Annotated in this window: 15 protein-coding genes; 3 read left to right on the top strand and 12 right to left on the bottom strand. The window is 75.5% G+C overall.

What is annotated here, in order from left to right; translation table 11 throughout:
* Window positions 1-22: 22 nt before the first annotated feature.
* Together OF117_RS02930 and OF117_RS02935 are read right to left on the bottom strand one after the other, a co-directional pair.
* A complete protein-coding gene (locus OF117_RS02930) occupies window positions 23-760 on the bottom strand; it encodes an enoyl-CoA hydratase/isomerase family protein (protein ID WP_263551287.1) in 738 nt (245 codons plus the stop codon).
* Window positions 761-823: 63 nt separating this feature from the next.
* Window positions 824-2,971 carry an acetate--CoA ligase family protein gene (locus OF117_RS02935; RefSeq protein ID WP_263551288.1) on the bottom strand — a complete coding sequence of 716 codons (2,148 nt, stop codon included), beginning with the start codon at window positions 2,969-2,971 and terminating at the stop codon, window positions 824-826.
* A gap of 130 nt (window positions 2,972-3,101) precedes the next feature.
* Between OF117_RS02935 and OF117_RS02940 the strand changes: the two genes are divergently transcribed.
* Window positions 3,102-3,842 carry a TetR/AcrR family transcriptional regulator gene (locus tag OF117_RS02940; RefSeq protein WP_263551289.1) on the top strand — a complete coding sequence of 247 codons (741 nt, stop codon included), beginning with the start codon at window positions 3,102-3,104 and terminating at the stop codon, window positions 3,840-3,842.
* A 114-nt stretch (window positions 3,843-3,956) separates the two neighbouring features.
* Here the strand turns inward: OF117_RS02940 and OF117_RS02945 are convergent, their stop codons facing one another.
* The 4 genes from OF117_RS02945 to OF117_RS02960 form a co-directional block, all read right to left on the bottom strand.
* On the bottom strand, window positions 3,957-4,733 hold the full coding sequence (locus OF117_RS02945; RefSeq protein ID WP_263551290.1) for a fumarylacetoacetate hydrolase family protein: 777 nt from the start codon (window positions 4,731-4,733) through the stop codon (window positions 3,957-3,959).
* Window positions 4,734-4,735: 2 nt separating this feature from the next.
* Complete coding sequence (locus tag OF117_RS02950; protein WP_263551291.1) at window positions 4,736-5,524, bottom strand: SDR family oxidoreductase; 789 nt, start codon at window positions 5,522-5,524, stop codon at window positions 4,736-4,738.
* A 25-nt stretch (window positions 5,525-5,549) separates the two neighbouring features.
* Window positions 5,550-6,413 (bottom strand): fumarylacetoacetate hydrolase family protein, encoded by an 864-nt coding sequence (locus OF117_RS02955; protein WP_263551292.1) that lies wholly within the window; start codon window positions 6,411-6,413, stop codon window positions 5,550-5,552.
* A gap of 70 nt (window positions 6,414-6,483) precedes the next feature.
* Window positions 6,484-7,371 carry a dihydrodipicolinate synthase family protein gene (locus tag OF117_RS02960; protein ID WP_263551293.1) on the bottom strand — a complete coding sequence of 296 codons (888 nt, stop codon included), beginning with the start codon at window positions 7,369-7,371 and terminating at the stop codon, window positions 6,484-6,486.
* A gap of 151 nt (window positions 7,372-7,522) precedes the next feature.
* Between OF117_RS02960 and lhgO the strand changes: the two genes are divergently transcribed.
* Window positions 7,523-8,764: an L-2-hydroxyglutarate oxidase gene (gene lhgO / locus OF117_RS02965; protein WP_263551294.1), complete on the top strand. Its 1,242-nt coding sequence runs from the start codon at window positions 7,523-7,525 to the stop codon at window positions 8,762-8,764.
* 91 nt (window positions 8,765-8,855) lie between these two features.
* Window positions 8,856-10,043, top strand: coding sequence for an MFS transporter (locus tag OF117_RS02970; protein WP_263551295.1), 1,188 nt, complete (start codon window positions 8,856-8,858; stop codon window positions 10,041-10,043).
* A gap of 25 nt (window positions 10,044-10,068) precedes the next feature.
* Here OF117_RS02970 and OF117_RS02975 read toward each other — a convergent pair whose 3' ends face one another.
* Genes OF117_RS02975 through OF117_RS03000 form a run of 6 tightly spaced genes read right to left on the bottom strand, consistent with a single transcriptional unit; the run spans window position 10,069 to window position 17,823 of the window.
* A complete protein-coding gene (locus tag OF117_RS02975; protein WP_263551296.1) occupies window positions 10,069-10,971 on the bottom strand; it encodes an NAD(P)-dependent oxidoreductase in 903 nt (300 codons plus the stop codon).
* Window positions 10,968-11,249, bottom strand: a complete 282-nt coding sequence (locus OF117_RS02980; RefSeq protein WP_263551297.1) for a hypothetical protein — start codon at window positions 11,247-11,249, stop codon at window positions 10,968-10,970. Before OF117_RS02980 ends, OF117_RS02975 begins: the two co-directional genes overlap by 4 nt.
* 23 nt (window positions 11,250-11,272) lie before the next feature.
* Window positions 11,273-12,538 (bottom strand): CynX/NimT family MFS transporter, encoded by a 1,266-nt coding sequence (locus OF117_RS02985; RefSeq protein ID WP_263551298.1) that lies wholly within the window; start codon window positions 12,536-12,538, stop codon window positions 11,273-11,275.
* A complete protein-coding gene (locus OF117_RS02990; protein WP_263551299.1) occupies window positions 12,531-14,735 on the bottom strand; it encodes an Ldh family oxidoreductase in 2,205 nt (734 codons plus the stop codon). Before OF117_RS02990 ends, OF117_RS02985 begins: the two co-directional genes overlap by 8 nt.
* The gene (locus OF117_RS02995; RefSeq protein WP_263551300.1) at window positions 14,732-15,565 is read right to left on the bottom strand and encodes a DUF6282 family protein; all 834 of its coding nucleotides are present in this window, start codon (window positions 15,563-15,565) and stop codon (window positions 14,732-14,734) included. The genes OF117_RS02990 and OF117_RS02995 overlap by 4 nt, the downstream gene beginning before the upstream one ends.
* Entirely contained in the window at window positions 15,562-17,823 is a 2,262-nt protein-coding gene (locus OF117_RS03000; protein WP_263551301.1) for a TRAP transporter permease, read from the bottom strand. The genes OF117_RS02995 and OF117_RS03000 overlap by 4 nt, the downstream gene beginning before the upstream one ends.
* Between the last annotated feature and the right edge of the window lies 1 nt (window position 17,824).

Below are 17,824 nucleotides of genomic sequence, written 5' to 3' on the forward strand. Positions count from 1 at the left end.
CTCCCTGGGTCGACCGGGCCGGTCAGGCCGTCTCGCGGCGGCGCTGCGACCACATCTGCGTGGCCCGCTCGAAGTGCAGGGCCGCCTCCCAGCCGATCCCCGGCGGGCCGGCCTCGGTGCGGAACGACCGCGCCGCCTCCCGGGCCAGCTCGGGGTCCTTCGCCGCGCGGCCGGCCAGCTCCATCGCGAGGTCCTCGACCTCCTCGTCGGGCACCGCGCGCCAGGCCAGCCCGATCTCGGCGGCCCGCGTGCCGCTGATCTCCTCGCTGAACAGGCCCATCGCCGCGGTCGCCTCGCGGCCGGCGGTGCGGCTGGAGATGGTGAAGTAGCCGCCGCCGGGGTGCAGCCCGATGCGCAGGAAGCCGGCGAGGAGCCGGGCGGTCTCGCTGACGATGCGCAGGTCGGTGGCGAGCGCCAGGTTGATCCCGGCGCCCACCGCGGCGCCGCGGACGGCGGCGATGGTCGGCACCGCCAGCGTGCCCACCCGGCGGAAGGCGGAGTAGACCGCGCCGAGCTCCTTATAGGTCGTGTCCTCGGCCTGGTCGGCGCCCGGCGTCCAGCGCCGCCGGTCGGCACCGGAGCAGAACGTGCCGCCGGCGCCGCGGACCACCGCCGCGCCGATCGCCGGGTCGGCGTCGACCTCCTCGCACAGCGCGGAGAGCTGCATGCCCATCTCCGGCGTCAGGCCGTTCTTGACGTCGTGGTTGTCGACGGTGAGCACGGCGATGCCGCCCTGCTTGTCCAGGTGGACCTGTCCCACGTCTGTCCCTCTCGGTCGGTCACGCCGGTGCGACCTGCTCGCCCGGCGGTGCTGCCGGTGGCGCTACTCCCCGAGCGGCGCCTTCGGTCCGGTGGTGGTGCGCACGAGCACGTCGACGGCGGCGGCACCGCGCCCCCGCCCGGCGACGATGAGCGGGTTGACCTCGAGCTCGGCGAGCCGGTCGCCGCCGGCGACCACGGCCCGGGAGAGCCGGACGACGGCGTCGACGGCGGCAGGCACGTCGGCGGGCTCGGCGCCGCGGAACCCGGCGAGCAGCGGCCAGGCCTTGAGGCCGCGCAGCATCTCCCACGCCTTCTCCGGCGGAACCGGGGCGAGGGCGGAGGCGATGTCGCGGTACAGCTCGGTGGTCACCCCGCCCAGGCCGACGGTGATGACCGGCGGGAATCCGTCGCGTCCGGCGGTCGCGCCGAGGATCAGCTCGGTGCCCGGGGGGATCAGCTCCTGCACCAGGACTCCGGCGACGTCGGGCACCCGGTGCCGCCGCGCGGCGGCCGTCAGCTCGGCGAAGACCTGCGCGGCCTCCTCCGTCCGGACGCCGACTCGGACCCCGCCCACGTCGCTCTTGTGCGCCAGGTCGCCGGCCTCGAGCTTGAGCACGCCCGGCCCGTCCAGGGAGGCGACCGCCTTCTCCGCCTCCTCGGCCGTGGTGACCAGCGTGGACGACGGCTGCGCGATGCCGATCGCGCGGAGCAGCGCCGGGCCGTCGACCGGCGACGTCGCGACCAGCCGCCGCACCTCGTCGGCCGGCACGTCCGGCGCGGCCGGCAGCACCGGCGGCGTGCCGCGGTGCGGCGGCGGGGCCATCCGGGCGGCGCAGCGCGCGATGTCGCCGACCGAGCCGAAGACCGGGATGCCCGCCTCCTTGAACGCCGCGCGCCCCTCGACGGTGAGCTCCTGCCCGGCGATCCACCCGACCAGCAGCGGCACCGGCAGCGAGCGGGCGGTGGTGACCAGGTCCTCGGCCAGCCGGGCGCCGGCCTCACCGACGACCATGGTCACGAACACGGCGACCGCGTCGACCGAGGGGTCGTCGGCGACGATGCGGCACACGTCGCCGAAGGCGTGCGCGCCGCGGTTGAACAGCTGCGCGGTGACGTCGACCGGGTTGGCCAGCGCACCGAACGGCGGGATGAGCGGGCGCAGTCGGTCCTGCGTCGCGGCCGAGAGCTCCGGCATCTCCAGGCCGAGCTCCTCGGTGAGGTCGGCGGCCAGGCTGCCCGCCCCGCCGGAGGTCGTGACGACGGCGATCCGCCGGCCCTCCGGCCGCCTCCCCTGCGCGAGGACGGCGGCCACCGACAGCAGCTCGTCGATGTCGTCGACCAGGACGACGCCGTGCTCCTGGCTGGTGAGCACGAAGGCCACGTCGTCGCCGAGCATCGACCCGGTGTGGCTGGCCACGGCCCGCCGCCCGGCCGACGACCGGCCCGACCGCAGGACGACCAGGTGCTTGCCGACGGCCCGCGCCTGCCGGGCCAGCGCGGCGTAGCCGGCGCCGTCGCCGGTGGCCTCGACGTACAGCATGAGCACCCGGACGGCCGGGTCCTCCAGGAGCTCGCGGCCGACCTCGACCAGGTCCAGGTCGGCCTGGTTGCCGGTGCTCGCCCAGGCGGCCAGCCCCAGGCCCATGTCGGTGGCCAGGTCGAGCACCGAGCCGCCGACGGCGCCGCTCTGCCCGACGTAGGCGACGCCGGAGTCGTGCGCGAGCGGGCGGTCGGCGGCGGCGGTGAAGGTCGCGACGACGCCGGTCGGCGCGTAGAGGAAGCCCTGGCAGTTGGGGCCGAGCACCCGGACGCCGGTCTCCTCCGCGACCGCGGCCAGCCGCTGCTGCAGCGCGACGCCCTCCGCGCCGACCTCGGCGAAGCCGGACGCGTAGACCACGGCGGTGCTGGCGCCGATCGCGGCGGTCTGCCGGATGGCGTCCTCGACCCGCTCGGCGGCGACCAGCACCAGCACCAGGTCGACCGGCCCCGGGACGTCGGCCAGCGTCGGGTAGCACCGCTGCCCGACCAGTTCGTCGTAGTTCGGGTTGACCGGGTAGATGCCGCCCGCGTAGCCGTGGTCGACCAGGTAGCGCAGCGGCCGGGACATCAGGTTCTCGCTGCGGCCGGAGATGCCCAGCAGCGCGATGCCGCGCGGGCGGAGCAGCGCCTGCAGGCCCCGGGGATGGGCGGCGGGCGGCTGCTCGGGCATGGGGAGGCGCACCTTCCACGGAGGGACCACGAGGGGATGACGGGGGGCTCGCCCGCCAGCTAAGTTGACGTCGACGTCAATGTCAACGGCGACCGGACGGTGCCGCTCTCGCGACCCCAGGGGGACGACCGTGCCACCCACCAGCCCGGGTGCCACCGCAGCCGGCGGCCCGACCCGGCCGCCCGCCGGCGCCGGCGTGGCGGCGCCGCCGACGACCCTGCCGACCACCGAGCGCGGGCGGCGGCAGCGCGAGCGGCTGCTGGCCGCGGCCCGGGTGGTGTTCGAGCGCGACGGCTTCCTCGACGCGCGGGTCACCGACATCTCGGCCGAGGCCGGCGTCGCGCACGGAAGCTTCTACACGTACTTCGGCTCGAAGACCGCCGTGTTCCGGGCCCTGCTGGCGGCCACCATGGACGAGCTGTACGACACCCTGCGGGTCGGGACCGCGGACTCCGGCGCTCCCACCGCGGATGCGCCCGCGCCGGCCGGCACCCGCTCGGCGGAGGAGGCCGTCCGGCGGGTCGAGCGGGCCAACCGCCGCTTCGTGGCGATGTACCGCGAGAACACCGCGCTGATGGCGCTGTTCGAGCAGGTGACCACGTTCGACCCGGAGGTGCGTGCGCTGCGCCAGGCCGCCCGCGAACGGATGGTCGGCCGGGTCCGGCACAGCATCGAGCAATTGCAGACCGACGGCCTGGTCGCCGCCGACCTCGACGCCGAGTACAGCGCGCACGCCCTCGTCGCCATGGTCAGCGGGCTGGTGCACTACTGGCTGGTGCTCGACGGCGACTTCGAGGAGGAGCGGCTCGTCGCCACGCTCACCCGCCTCTGGACGACGTCCCTCGGCCTCGCCCCCACCCCGACCGTCTGACGTCCCGCTCCCCGGTCGGTGCCCACCCGCGCTGCTCGTGCTCTGGGTGCGCGGCGCACCCAGCGGACGCACCCAGAGCACGACCTGCGCCGGACCAGCCTCGGCCGGGCGGCATCAGCCCCCGGCGATCCGCGTCGTGAGGGTGCCGATGCCGTCGATGGTCACGCTGACCTCGTCCCCGCGCTGCAGCGAGCCGACGCCCGCGGGCGTGCCGGTCAGCACGACGTCGCCGGGCAGCAGGGTCATCGCCTGGCTGATCCACGACACGCACGCGCCGACGTCCCGCAGCATGTCGGCGGTCGTGCCGTCCTGGCGCACCTCGCCGTTCACCGTCGACCGCAGCGGCAGCGCGGACGGGTCCAGCTCGGTCTCCACCCACGGCCCCAGCGGGCAGGCGCCGTCAAAGCCCTTGCCGCGGGTCCACTGGCCCTCGGACTTCTGGATGTCGCGCATCGTCAGGTCGTTGGCCACCGTGTAGCCGAACACGTACCCGTCGACGTCCTCGGGCGCGACCGCGCTGCAGGTCCGGCCGATCACGACCGCCAGCTCGCCCTCGAAGTGCAGGTCCTTCGTGAGCCGCGGGTAGGTCACCTGCGCGTCCGGACCGACCACCGACGTCGACGGCTTGAGGAACACGATGGGGATCTCCGGCACCTCGTTGCCGAGCTCCTTGGCGTGCTCGGCGTAGTTGCGGCCGAAGGCCACGACCTTGCTCGGCTCCACCGGCGCCAGCAGGCTCACCTCGGTGAGCGGGGTGCGCTCCTCCGTCGTCCGGACGCCGTCGTACGGGGCACCCTGGAGGCGGACGACGGCCGCCGCGTCGCCGTCCCCCTCCACGACGCCGTAGGACGCCGGACCGCCGCCGGCGGGGCTGTAACGGGCGATGCGCATCGTCAGATCGCCTTCACCATGCCGCCGTCGACCAGGAAGTTCTGCCCGGTCAGGTAGGTGTTCGCGCCCGAGACGAGGAACGCGGCCACCTTGGCGAACTCCTCCGCGGTGCCGTAGCGGCCCAGCGGGATGGCCTTCTCCGTCTGCGCGCGGACCTCCTCGACCGAGATGCCGGCGGTCGTGGCGCGGTTCGCGTCGAGCGAGGCCACCCGGTCGGTGGCGATGCGGCCCGGGCCCACCGTGTTGACCAGCACGCCGTGCGGGGCGAACTCCAGCGCGACCGACTTGGCCAGGCCGAGGATCGCCACCCGGTAGGTGTTCGACAGCAGCAGGTTCTCGATGGGCTGCTTGATCGACGACGACGCGATGGTGACGATCCGGCCCCAGCCCTGCTCGCGCATGTGCCCGAGGACCCCGCGGAACAGCCGCACGGTGGACAGCAGGTTGAGCTCGAAGGCCTCCTGCCAGGCGGCGTCGTCGAGCGCGTCGAAGCCGCCGGGCCGCGGGCCGCCGGCGTTGTTCACCAGCACGTCGACCCCGCCGAGCCGCGCGCGGGTCTCGGCGAGCAGCCGGTCGAGGTCGTCGCCGCTCGACACGTCGGCCGGGCAGTGCTCGACCTGCGCGCCGGTCTCCTCGGCGATCTCGGCGGCGGTCTTCTCCAGCTGCTCGGCGCTGCGCGCGGAGATCATCACCCGCGCGCCCTCGGCGGCCAGCTGCCGGGCGGTCGCGCGACCCAGCCCCTTGCTGGCGGCGGTGACGAGGGCGACCTTGCCGGTCAGTTCGAGGTCCACGTGCGTCCTCCGGGTAGTCGGTGAATCAGGCGACGGGGTTGGACAGGTCGCGGAAGCCGGTGATGGTCACGCCGGCGGTGTCACCGGGGCGGATGTGCACGGCGCCGGGCGTCCCGGTCGAGATGATGTCGCCGGGCAGCAGCGTCATCACCTTCGAGTGGAAGCTGACCAGCCACCACGGCCGGAAGGTCATGTTCGAGACGACGTTGCGCCGGTGCTCGCGCCCGTTGTGGATCGTCGCCACCTCGAGGGCGTCGACGTCGGCCACCTCGTCGGTGGTGACCAGCTCCGGGCCGAAGCTGAAGAAGGTGTCGAAGCTCTTCGACCGGGTGAGGTAGCGCGGGTTCTTCTCGAGGATGTCCTCGGCGGTCATGTCGACGATCGTGGTGAACCCGGCGACGACCGAGGGCGCGTCGGCCTCCTCGACGTCCTTGCACTCCCGGCCGATGACCACGCCCAGCTCGCCCTCGGCCGTCGTCCGCTGCGACTGCGGCGGGATCCGGATCTCGTCACCCGGTCCGATGATCGACGTGTCGGGCTTCAGGAAGCTGGCCGGCTCGGTCGAGGGCGCCTTCTCCGACAGGTCGGCGGCGTGCTCGACGTAGTTCAGCCCGATGCCCCAGATCTTGCGCGGCCGCCGGTAGAGCGGCGCGTAGCGCAGTTCGTCCTGCGGCAGCACCAGCCCGTCGAGCCGGCCGGCGTCCGCGTCCGACAGGCCGCCGACCCAGTCGCGCAGCTCCGCCAGCCGGCCGGCCTCCAGCAGCTCCAGCACGGTCGCCGGCCAGGACGTGCCGAACGCGTCGTTGACCGCGGGCAGCGGCGCCGCGCCCGCGGGGCGGACGACCGCGCCGGGCTCGGCGCCGTCGAGGCGGAGGGTGGTCAGTCGCACGGAGGAGTGCCTCCCGTCAGGGGGGGTGGGTTCGGGTTCCCGGCGTGGCGCCGGGTCGTCGGGCCGCCGGCTACAGGCCGACGGCGGCGATGAGGTCGTCGAGCTCGGCGAGGGTCAGCTCGTCGACCGGCGGGGCCGGGAACCGCGCGTGCGGCGAGGCGATCGCGCCGCGGCGGGCGAACACCTGCTTGCGGATGGTCACCCCGCCCACACCCAGCTGGGCCTCGTAGCGGATCAGCGGCAGGTGCCGGAAGAACCACTCCTGCGCCGCCTTGCGGTCACCGGCGGTGAACAGCTCGTAGGTGCGCACGAGGACCTGCGGGAAACCGAAACCGGTCATGATGCCGTCGGCGCCGCGCAGCAGCTCCTCGTACAGGTAGACGCCGCCGAGCCCGCCGAAGATGCCGACCGGGCCCTTGGCCTTGCTCTTGACCGCTGTCACCTTGGGCAGCGTCGGGGTCTCCTCGAGCTTGAGGTACCGGCAGCCCTCGATCTCGTCGAGCAGCCGCACGATGAACGGCGCCGGCATGGTCACCCCGGTGTTGACCGGCTCGTCCTGGACGACGACCGGCACGGACACCGCCTCGGCGACGACCCGGAAGTGCTCGAAGACCAGGTCGAGGTTCTTCACGTTGTCCGGCGCGGCCAGCATGACCGCCGCGGCGCCGGCGTCCTCGGCCCGCCGCGCGTAGTCCAGCGCCATCCGCGTCGCCCGCGCCGACACCCCGGCCACGACCGGCACCCGCCCGGCGGTCGCGTCGACGTAGCGGCGCAGCACCCGCTCCCGCTCCTCGTCGAGCAGCTTGGCCGCCTCACCCATGATGCCGAGGATGGTCAGGCCGTGGGCGCCGGCGCCGAGGTAGTCCTCGACGAGGGTGTCGATGCTGCGCTCGTCGACCTCGCCGTCGTCGGTGAACGGGGTCAGTGTGATCGGCAGCACACCGCGGAGCTCGGTCACCGGGAGCTACCCTGCTGGCACGGACGGCGGACGGCGGGGCCTGTCGCTGTGGGCGTGATCACGACGTTCACCGTATCGGCCCCCGACCTGGCCCGAGACCGCACCCCGGGAGCCGCCCGGGGCCCCGCCGCCCGACCGGGACGGGAGGACCATGGCCGGCACCGCCAGCAGGACCCGCTACGCCGTCGTCGGCGGCGGCATCATCGGCGCCGCCGTCGCGCGCCGCCTGCTCGAGCTGCGGCCCGACGCGCACGTCACCCTCCTGGAGAAGGAGGACCGGCTCGCCGCGCACCAGACCGGCCGCAACAGCGGGGTCGTGCACGCCGGCCTCTACTACCAGCCGGGCTCGCTGAAGGCGACGCTGTGCCGCCGCGGCGTCGGCCTGCTCGAGGAGTTCTGCGCCGAGAAGGGCCTGCCCTACGACGAGATCGGCAAGGTGCTCGTCGCGCTCGACGCCGAGGAGGAGCAGCGGCTCGGGGCCATCGCCGAGCGGGCCCGCGCCAACGGCGTCCCCGGCATCCGGATCATCGACCGCGCCGAGCTGCGCGAGCTGGAGCCGCACGTCACCGGGATCGCCGGGCTGCACTCGCCGTCCACCGCGATCGTCGACTACGTCGCGGTCACCCGGGAGCTGGCCGCCGACGCGCAGGCCCGCGGCGCCCTCGTCCGCACCGGCTTCCCGGTCACGGCCATCCAGCACACCACCGGCGGCACCGACGAGGAGGTCGTGCTGCGCGGAGCCTCCGGCGAGGAGGTCGTCGCCGACCGGGTGCTGCTGTGCGCCGGGCTGCACGTCGACCGCCTCGCGACGCTGGCCGGCGACGTCGACGCCCCGCGCATCGTGCCCTTCCGCGGCGAGTACTACGCGCTGTCACCCGAGAAGCGGAAGCTGGTCAACGGTCTGGTCTACCCGGTGCCCGACCCGCGGTACCCGTTCCTCGGGGTGCACCTGACCCCGCGGGTCGACGGCGAGGTGCTGGTCGGCCCGAACGCCGTGCTCGCACTGGCCCGCGAGGGCTACACCTGGCGCACGGTCTCGCCGGCGGACCTCGTCGACATCGTCCGCTACGCCGGCTTCCGCCGGTTCGCCAGGCAGCACTGGCGCACCGGCATCGGCGAGATGCGCGGCTCGCTGTCCAAGCGGGCCTTCACCGCGGCCGCGCGGCGCTACGTGCCCGAGCTGACCGTCGACGACCTGGTGCCCTCGACCGCGGGCATCCGGGCGCAGGCGCTGGAGGCCGACGGCGGGCTGGTCGACGACTTCCGCATCACGCAGAAGGGCGCGGTCGTCGCCGTCCGGAACGCGCCCTCCCCCGCCGCGACCTCCTCGCTGGCCATCGCCGAGCACCTCGTCGACGTCGTCCTGGCCGACGGCGCCGCCTCGGCGGCGTGACCCCCGCCCCCGGGGAGTGACCGGCCTCCCGCGCCGCGGCCGGGCCCGCCGCCCGGTGGGCTCGGCGGCGGCCGCGACCGCGGCGGTCACCGTGACCACCGTCGGCGTGCTGCCGGCCTACCTGGTGGGCGTGCTCTCGGTGCAGCTGAGCGCGGACCTCGGCTTCGGCCCCTCGCTGCTCGGCGTGCTGGTCGCCTCGTTCTTCGCGACGTCGGCGGTGTCGGCGTTCACCGCGGGCGCGCTGGTGCGCCGCGTCGGCACGGTGGCCGTGGTCCGGCTGTCGGCCGGACTGGCCGCCGCGTCGCTGGTCGTCGCCCTGCTCGCCCGGGACGTCGCGGTGCTGGTCGGCGCCCTGGTCGTCGCCGGCTGGGGCAACGGCATCGGCCAGCCGGCGAGCAACGACCTCATCGCCCGCGCGGTGTCGATGCCGCGCCAGGGGCTGGCCTACGGGCTGAAGCAGGCCGCCATCCCGCTCGCCACGCTGCTGGCCGGCGCGGCCATCCCGCTGGTCGCCATCCCGCTCGGCTGGCGGGCCGCGTTCGCCATCGCCGCCGGGCTCACCGTCGTCGTCCTGCTGTCGGTGCCCTCTGCGTCGCGGCTCGGGACGCGCGCCGCGTCGCAGCCGACCGAGGCCGCCGGCCCGTTCCGGCGGGCGCCGCTGTTCGTGCTGGCCGCGGGGCTGGCGCTGGGCGCGGGCACCGGCAACGCGATGGGCTCCTTCCTCGTCGTCACCGCCGTCGACGCCGGCATCGCGCCGTCGACCGCTGGTGTGCTCGCCGCGGTGGCCAGCGCCGGGGGCGCGGCCATGCGCGTGGTCATGGGCTGGCTGGCCGACCGCGTGCGCACCCGGTGGCTGCTGGTCGTGGCGGCGCAGATGGCGCTCGGCGGGATGGCCTACGCGCTGCTCGGCACCGGCGTCGAGGCGCTCATCGCGGCGGGGGCGGTGCTGGGCTACTGCACCGGCTGGGCGTGGGCGGGCCTGTCGACCTTCGCCATCACCCGGATGCACCACGGCATGGCGGCGCAGGCCACCTCGATCACCCAGGGCGGCATGGGGCTGGGCGCGGCGGCGGGCCCGCTGCTCTTCGGCGCCGTCGTCGCGGCCACCTCGTACGCGACCGCCTGGTACGGCACCGCGGCCTTCGCCGTCCTCGCCGGGGTCGTCATCGTGATCGGCCGGCGGATGCTGATGCGCGACCGGCCCGCGCTCGTCGAGGCCCACCGCGCCCGCCGCGCCGGCCGGACCCGTCGCCGCAGGAGGGTGCCCGCCGCCCGGTGACCGCCGACGCGGCGCTCCCGGTCGCTCAGCCCGCCGGCGGGCCCTCGGGCAGGCCGCGGAGGACGGCGAGCGCCTCGTCCAGCGAGGCGGGGACGTCGCCGGCCGCCCGCCCGGCCGCGGCCAGCCCGCGGGCGGTGCGCTCCTGCCGGGCCACGAGCGCGTCGGACATCAGCGGCTCGACGCCGGCCCCGCTCACCGTCTCGCGCACCATCCGCGCCTCGACCTGGCGGCGCCCCGCGTGCCCGACGTGCGTGGTCACGAGCATCGCGGCGAAGTCGCGGGTGGGCCACCGGTCGAGCGTCTCCTCGACGATCGCCATGAGCGGCTCGACCACGTCCAGCTCGCGGGCGGCCAGCAGCGCCTCGACCCACAGGCACTCCATGCCCTTGACCACCACGCTGCGCAGCATCTTCAGCGCGGCGGCCCCGCCGACCGCGTCGCCGACGACGACCGTGCGCAGGCCCGCCCCGGCGAGCAGCCGGGCGGCCTCGGCGGCGTCCGGCCCGGCCAGCGAGATCGGGATGCGCGCACCGTCGAGCTGGATGCCGCCGCCGGTCATCACGCCGTCGACCACCCGGGTGCCGGTCAGCGCGGCGGCCACGGCGTGCTTGGCCGCGGGCGTCGTCGAGTTCAGGTCGACGTACAGCTGACCGGGCCGGGCGTGCGGCGCGAAGGACTCGGCGGCCGCCACCGCGGTGGCCGGGGTGACCAGCGACAGGACGACGTCGCAGCCGGCCAGCCCGCCGACGTCGTCGACCGGGGTCGCTCCGGCGGCGCGCACCTCGTCGGCCAGGGACGGCCCCCGGCCGGGGTCGGCCAGCACCCGGTCGTGGACGGCGAGGTCGACGCCGTCGGCCGCGGCGAGCGCACCGCCGATCACCCGCCCGGCCTCGCCGAACCCGATGAGCCCCCACCGGCGGGCGGTCACGACGGCACCTCCGCGACGCGCACCTCGGTGAGCGCGGCGGTCACCCACGACCGGTCGAGCGTGCCGGCGGCGATGTCGGCGGACATCGCCTCCTCCATCCGCAGCCGCTGATCGCCCGCCGCGACCACCTCGGCCACCCGCTCGGCGGGCACGACCACCACCCCGTCGGCGTCGCCGACGAGCACGTCGCCGGGTTCGGCGAGGTCCGGCGCGCCGGCGCGGGTCAGCAGGTCGTCGTCCGGTCGCGGGCCGCGCGGGTGCAGCCGGCAGGTGCTCATGGGGTCCTCCTCGGGTCGGGCGCTCAGCCGGCGGGCGCCGGCAGCGCGCCCCGGGTGGGTCGGGACAGATCGGGCACCGGACCCGGCGGGCGACGCAGCCGCAGCGATGCGACCGGCAGCCCACGGGCGCGGCGGACGATGCGCCGGCCCAGCCGCACGGTCAGCGCGGCGGCCAGGCTCAGCGCGGCGGTCGTGAGCCAGGCGGCGGTGTAGGAGCCGAGCTGGGCGACGACGCCGAACAGCACCGGCCCGCCGGCCGCCCCGAGGGAGAGGCCGGTCTGCACGAAGCCGGTCACGCGCGCCGCCGCCGCGCGGTTGTCCTTGACGATCGCGAAGTGGTACAGGCCGGTCCACGCCCAGCCCAGCACGTAGGCGAGCACCGCTCCGGCCAGGAAGGGCACCTGGGCGCCGGTCGCCAGCAGGCCGTAGCCCAGCGCGCCGCCGGTGAGCAGGTTGGCGATGAACACCCAGCGGCTGCGCGAGGGGTGCCGGTCGGCCAGCCAGCCGAACCCGATCCGGACGCCGAGCCCGAGCACCGAGCAGCCGGCGAAGAGCACGCCGGCAGTGCCCGGCGCGAAGCCGGCGGCGACGGCCGAGTCGACCAGGAAGACCCCGATCGACGTCGAGGCGGCCGCGCCGAGGAAGCCGCCGAGGGTGAGCACGACCAGCCCGTTGCGCGGGAGCCCCTTGTCCGGGCCCCGGGCGGCCGCGCCGGCAGCACCCTGCCGGGTGTCGCGGCGGCTGACCGCGGTGGTGACGAGGACCGCGAGCGCCAGCACCGCGGCCGCGCCCATCGCCCAGCGCCAGCCGAGCACCAGGGCCAGGCTCGGCACGGCCAGCCCGCCGAGCAATGTGGCCGCCGGGATCGACGACTGCTTGACGCCGAACGCCACGCCGAGCCGGTGCTCGGTCACCAGCTCGGAGATGCCGAGGTTGGCCGCCGGCTGCGCCACCGCGTTGCCGAGCCCGCCCAGCGCCAGCGCGGCGATCAGCCAGCCGGGTGACCGCGCGGCGGCGATCGCCGACAGCGACAGCATCGACAGCCCGGCGGCCAGCGCCGCGCCGCGGCGGGACCCCAGCCGCTGCACCAGCCGGCCGCCGGGCCGCGCGAGCGATCCGGACACGGCGAACAGGGTGGACGCGGCGAAGCCGAAGAAGCCCAGCCCGATGCCGAGGTCGGCGCGGATCTGCACGGCCAGCGCCCCGACGAAGAAGGCGGGCAGCACGCCGAGCACCGAGACGGCGACCGCCTGGAGCACCGCCCGGGCCGGAGCCCGCCGCTCACCCACGGACGACGGCGTCGAGCGGGCGGCCCACCTGCTCGGCCAGCGCGTGCAGTGCCCGGTGCGTCTCGGCGTCCAGCGGCACCCCTCGCTCGCGCCGCCGCGCCCGCTCGGCGGCCGCCCGCTGGCCGGGGGTGCGCACCGGCAGGTCCTCGTCGACCGGGGCCAGCGCCCGCAGCCCGTCGAGCAGCTCCCGGGCGCCGGTCCGCACCGCCCCCGGGTCGCCGAGCCGCGCCGGGTCGAGCACGGCGACGAGGTGGCTGACGTCGGGGTGCCCGCCGCCGGCGCGGAAGGTCAGGTTGCCGACGCCGGGCCCGGTGGGGCCGTGAGCGAGCACGGCGGTGAGGATCTCGACCAGCAGCCCGAGCCCGTAGCCCTTGTGGCTGGACCGCTCGCGGTCGCTGCCCAGGGGCAGCAGCGCTCCCTTGGCCGGGTAGACCGCGGCCGGATCGGTGGTCGGCCGCCCCTCCGGGTCGATGCCCCAGCCCAGCGGCACCCGCTTCCCGGCGCGCAGCGCGATCTCGAACTTGCCGCCGGCCACCGCGGAGGTGGCCATGTCGAACACCATCGGCTCCTCCCCGGCGACGGGCAGCCCCAGCGCCAGCGGGTTGGTGCCGAGGTAGGGCCGGGCCGCCCCGGTCGGGGCGACCACCGGGCCGGTGTTGGTGGCGGCCAGCCCGACCAGCCCGAGCTGGGCCGCCTCGTACGCGTACGCCCCGCTCGGCCCGTGGTGGCTGCTGTTGCGCACGTTGACCCAGCCGATGCCGTGGGTGCGCGCCCGGGCCACCGCCTCGGCCAGCGCCACCCGGCTGACCGGGTGGCCGAGCAGGTGGCACCCGTCGACGAGGGCGACCGCCCCGCCGTCGGAGTGCACGACCGGCTCCCCGTCCGGAACGATGACCCCGGTGCGCAGCGCCTGCACGTACGCCGGGAGCCGGGCGATGCCGTGCGAGTCGATCCCCGACAGGTCGGCGTAGCCGAGCACCTCGGCGACGTCGCGGGCGTACGCCGGCCGGACGCCGACCGCCTCGAGCACGTCGGCGGTCCAGCCGGCCAGCGCGTCGGCCGGCACCCGCACCTCCGGCTCGTGCACCTCCACCGGCAGCGCCGTCCCGGGCGCGGGCACGCCCGGCGCCGCGGCATCCGCCGGCGTCGGCCCGGGGGCGTCGAAGGCGGCGAGCACGGCGTCGGCGACCGTCGCCGTCGACACCGGATCGACCCCCTCGGGGGCGAGGTCGTAGGTCCACGGGCCGGTGCGCAGCACCGTGCGGGTCGCGGCGCGCAGCCGCGCACCGGCCTCGCGGGTGGCGTCGAAGTGCTGCAGCAGGGCGACCAGCGCGAGGAAGCCGCCGAGCGGGTCGGCCTGGTCGCGGCCGGCCCTCCGCGGCGCCGAGCCGTGGGCCGGCTCGAACAACCCGACGCAGCGGCCGCGCGCCGGCTCCCCCGGGTGGATCGACGCCGAGCCGCACAGCGCCGGCGACCCGGCCCGCCCGGCGGCCAGGTCGGAGAGGATGTCGCCGAGGAGCCCCTCGGTGACGATGACCGCGGGCACCTCGGCCCCGGCGCCGAGCTCGTAGGCCGCGCGGTCGACGTACCGGTGCTCGACCGCGACCCCGCGGGCGGCGGCCACCTCGCCGGCCACCTGCCGCCACAGCCGGCCGGTCGCGTACAGGTTCGCCTTGTCGACCGACACCAGCCGTCCCCCGCCGCGCTGCGCGAGCACGTCGCAGCCTAGGTGCACGACCTCGGCCACCCGCCCGGGCGTCAACCGCAGCACGTCGGCGGCCTCGCCGCCATCGGCGCTGTACGTGCGGTCGGCCGCGCCGCCGTAGGAACCGCCGATCAGGTTCCGGACGACGGTCAGGTCGCTGGTCTCGTCGACCGGGATCTCCCGCACCGAGATGCGCAGGTCGTACCGCTCGCGCAGCCGGTGCAGCGCGACCTCCGGACGGGGGCAGACGTCGGCCGGCACGCGCGGGTCCTCACCGACCGCACCGAGCAGGATCGCGTCGGCCGCGTCGCAGGCGGCCAGCGTCTCCTCGGGCAGCACCGATCCGGTGTCGCGGGCGGCGGTCGCGCCCACCGGCCACGGGCCGGTCACCTCGACCAGCCCGCGATCGGCCAGCCCGCGCAGCAGCCGCGCCGGACCGTCGAGCACCTCCGCGCCGACGCCGTCGCCGGGCAGCAGCGCAACCCGGATCACCGCTGCACCAACCGCCGGCCCACGGTGGTCATGATCGTCTCGGCGTCCGACTCGCCCACCGTGCGCTGCAGGTCCGCCAGCCACCCGGGCAGCGCCTCGGGCATCGTGGGGTAGGAGGCGTGCCCCAGGTCGCCGCCGAACGCGAGCAGCTCGTGCGGGTACACCTCGCCCAGGCTGATCGACCCCGGGCCGTCGGTGAGGATGTCGGGCAGGATGCCCAGCTCGAGCACCACGCCGAGCTCGCGCAGTTCGGGCACCGCGGCGTCGTCCCAGCGCAGGAACGGCATCTTCGGGTGGTTGAGCAGCATCCGGGTGATCCCTGCCGCCCGGGCCGCGCGGAACAGCACCAGCGCCTCGGCGCAGGTCAGGTGGCCCGAGGCGAGCACCAGGTCGTGCGCGGCCACCACGTCGAGCACGTCGCGCCAGGCGGGCAGCAGCCGGCCGCCGTCGAGCACGTCGACCCGGGTGAACGCCAGGCCCTTGTGCACCGACAGCTCCGGGTCCGCCGCCGCGGCGATGTGCGCCGGTGCCGACACCGTCGGCATCCACACCACGCGCGCGCCGAGCCGGGCGGCCACCTCGACGGCGTCGGCGTTGGCCCCGCCGACCGGCGAGTTCAGCACGATCCCGCCGACCACCTCGATGCCGTCGGTCTCGCCCCGCGACGCGGCCAGCGCGGCCCGCTCCGCCGTCGAACCCTCGTGAGCCTTGAGGACGGCGAAGTCGACGCCGACGGTGCCGTGCGCGCCCAGCACCTCGTGGTCGAGGCCGTGCCGCTGGACCAGGCTGGGCGCGCCGTGCACGTGCAGGTCGGCGACCCCCGAGATCACTTCTCCGTCCGCGGGGCGCCCGCGGGGAACGCCTCCGTGGAGGGTTCCGGCGGCGAGGCCGGACCATCCCCCGACGGCTTCCCGCCGCCGAGGGCGTCGACCGTCGTCGTGCTCCCGGTCGCCGCGGGCTCCGGGGTGCCCGCGCCGGCTGTGGTGCTCGGCCGCTCGCGGTGCCGGCGCAGGTTGACCAGGTGCACCGCCACACCGGCGGCGGCGAAGCCGGCACCGATGAGGATCGCGGTCGGCTCCATGACCAGCAGCGCGACCGCGGCGACGAAGAACAGCACCCGCTCGGGGATGCGCGCCGGGCCGAGCAGCCACGACCCGGTGACCACGGCCAGGCAGGCCACCGCGACGACGGCGGTCGTGAAGGCGACCGCCACCGTGCCGATGCCGCCCTCGAACAGCAGGCCGATGCCGTTCGGGGAGAGCACGAAGATGAACGGCACCAGGAAGGCCGGCAGCGTGTACTTCCAGGTCAGCCACATGGTGCGCACCGGCTTGCCACCGGTGATGGCGGCGGCGGCGAACGGCGAGAGGGCCGTCGGCGGGGACACCTCGCTGAGCACCGCGTAGTAGAAGATGAACATCGCCGCGGCGAACGGCTCCACGCCCACCTGCTGCAGCGCCGGCGAGATGACGACGAACGAGATGATGAAGCTCGCCGTCACCGGCACCGCGAGGCCGAGCAGCACGACGACGATCGCCGAGAAGATCGCCGTGAGCACGACGTTGCCGTTGGAGAAGTCCACGATGATCCCGGCGAGGCGCAGCGCCAGGCCGGTGAGGGTCATGACGCCGACGATCAGGCCGGCGACGGCCATGACCGGGATCACCGACAGCGCGCCGGTGGCGCCCTGGCTGAGCGCCTGCCAGATCCGCTTGGGCGTGAACCACGACTGCCGGTCGAAGAAGGCGAGCACGAACGCCAGCGCCGTGGCGTAGACGACCGCGCGGAACGGGGTGTAGCCCAGCACGAGGAAAAGCACGATCGCGCCCAGCGAGCTGAAGTGGTACCCGTAGCGCAGCAGCAGCTTCCACGCCGACTGGGTCTCGATGTCGACCACGTGGGTCTTGTGCCGGCGGGCGTCCATCTCGATCGCCAGGATGATCCCGAGGTAGTACAGGATCGTCGGGATCGTCGCCCAGATCAGCACCTCGAGGTAGGAGACCTGCAGGTACTCGGCGATGATGAAGGCCGCCGCGCCCAGGGTCGGCGGCGACAGGATGGCGCCGATGCCGGCCGCGGCGAGCACGCCACCGCCGTGCTCGGCCGGGTAGCCCGCTCGCTTCAGCAGCGGCCAGGAGATGCCACCGAGGGTGACCGTCGTGGCGACGCCGGAGCCGGACACCGTGCCGAGCAGGAAGCCGGAGAGGGTCACCGTGCGGCCCGGGCCGGCCGGGGACTGGCCGAAGGCGGCGAAGGACAGGTCGATGAAGAAGCGGGTCGCGCCGGAGGCGGCCAGGACGGCGCCGTAGATGGTGAACAGGATGATGTAGGTCGCCGCCACGTCGAGCGGGGTGCCGAAGACGCCCTGGGTGCCCATGATGTTGTGCCCGACCAGCCGGGGCCACTGGAAGTCGGCGGTCGTGAACGGGGAGGGCATCGAGGCGCCGAAATAGGCGTAGGCGAGGAAGCCGAGCACCACGACCGGCACGAGGACGCCGACGGTGCGGCGGGCGGCCTCGAGGGTGAGCAGGATGAGGATCGTGCCCATCACGAGGTCGAGGTCGGTGGGCAGGATCGCCCGCCGGAAGAAGCCCTGCCAGTCGTTGACGATGTAGAGCGGCGGCACCAGCGACAGGCCGGCGAGCACCCAGTCCAGGACGTTCGGGTTGTCGCGCTTGCCGGCGGCGCGGTCGGTCGCCGACCGGCCCCAGCCGCGGTAGGTCAGGAAGGTGAGGAACAGCCCGAGGCCCAGGAACAGCGGCAGGTAGACCTGCCGCGGCATCGGGTTGAAGACCCAGTAGAGGGCGAACAGCGACAGCGCGACGCCGAAGACGGCGGTGATGTGCCCGGGGATGCCCGACAGCGTCCGCGCGGGCTTCTCCGCCTCGAACTCGGCGAGCAGCTTCTCCTCGTCGATCATGTCCGGGTCGTCGGCCGGCGGCGCGTTCTTCGACTGGTGGAGCGTCGCCGCGTCGAGGACGCCGCCCTGCCGGTGGGCGGCGTGGTGCGCGACGTCGTGCCGCAGGTGATCGGCGCGGGCCTCGTCGTCCTCGGCGGAACGCGCCCGTGCGCGGCCGGGCAGTCTCATC

The sequence above is a fragment of the Geodermatophilus sp. YIM 151500 genome (assembly GCF_025716945.1).
Classification (GTDB): domain Bacteria; phylum Actinomycetota; class Actinomycetes; order Mycobacteriales; family Geodermatophilaceae; genus YIM-151500.

Bases quoted from the DNA above. Each gene is read 5' to 3' on its own strand.
- OF117_RS02935 (WP_263551288.1), bottom strand. From the start codon at position 2,971: ATGCCCGAGCAGCCGCCCGCCGCCCATCCCCGGGGCCTGCAGGCGCTG.
- OF117_RS02980 (WP_263551297.1), bottom strand. From the start codon at position 11,249: ATGAGCACCTGCCGGCTGCACCCGCGCGGCCCGCGACCGGACGACGAC.
- OF117_RS03000 (WP_263551301.1), bottom strand. From the start codon at position 17,823: ATGAGACTGCCCGGCCGCGCACGGGCGCGTTCCGCCGAGGACGACGAG.
- lhgO (WP_263551294.1), top strand. From the start codon at position 7,523: ATGGCCGGCACCGCCAGCAGGACCCGCTACGCCGTCGTCGGCGGCGGC.
- OF117_RS02945 (WP_263551290.1), bottom strand. From the start codon at position 4,733: ATGCGCATCGCCCGTTACAGCCCCGCCGGCGGCGGTCCGGCGTCCTAC.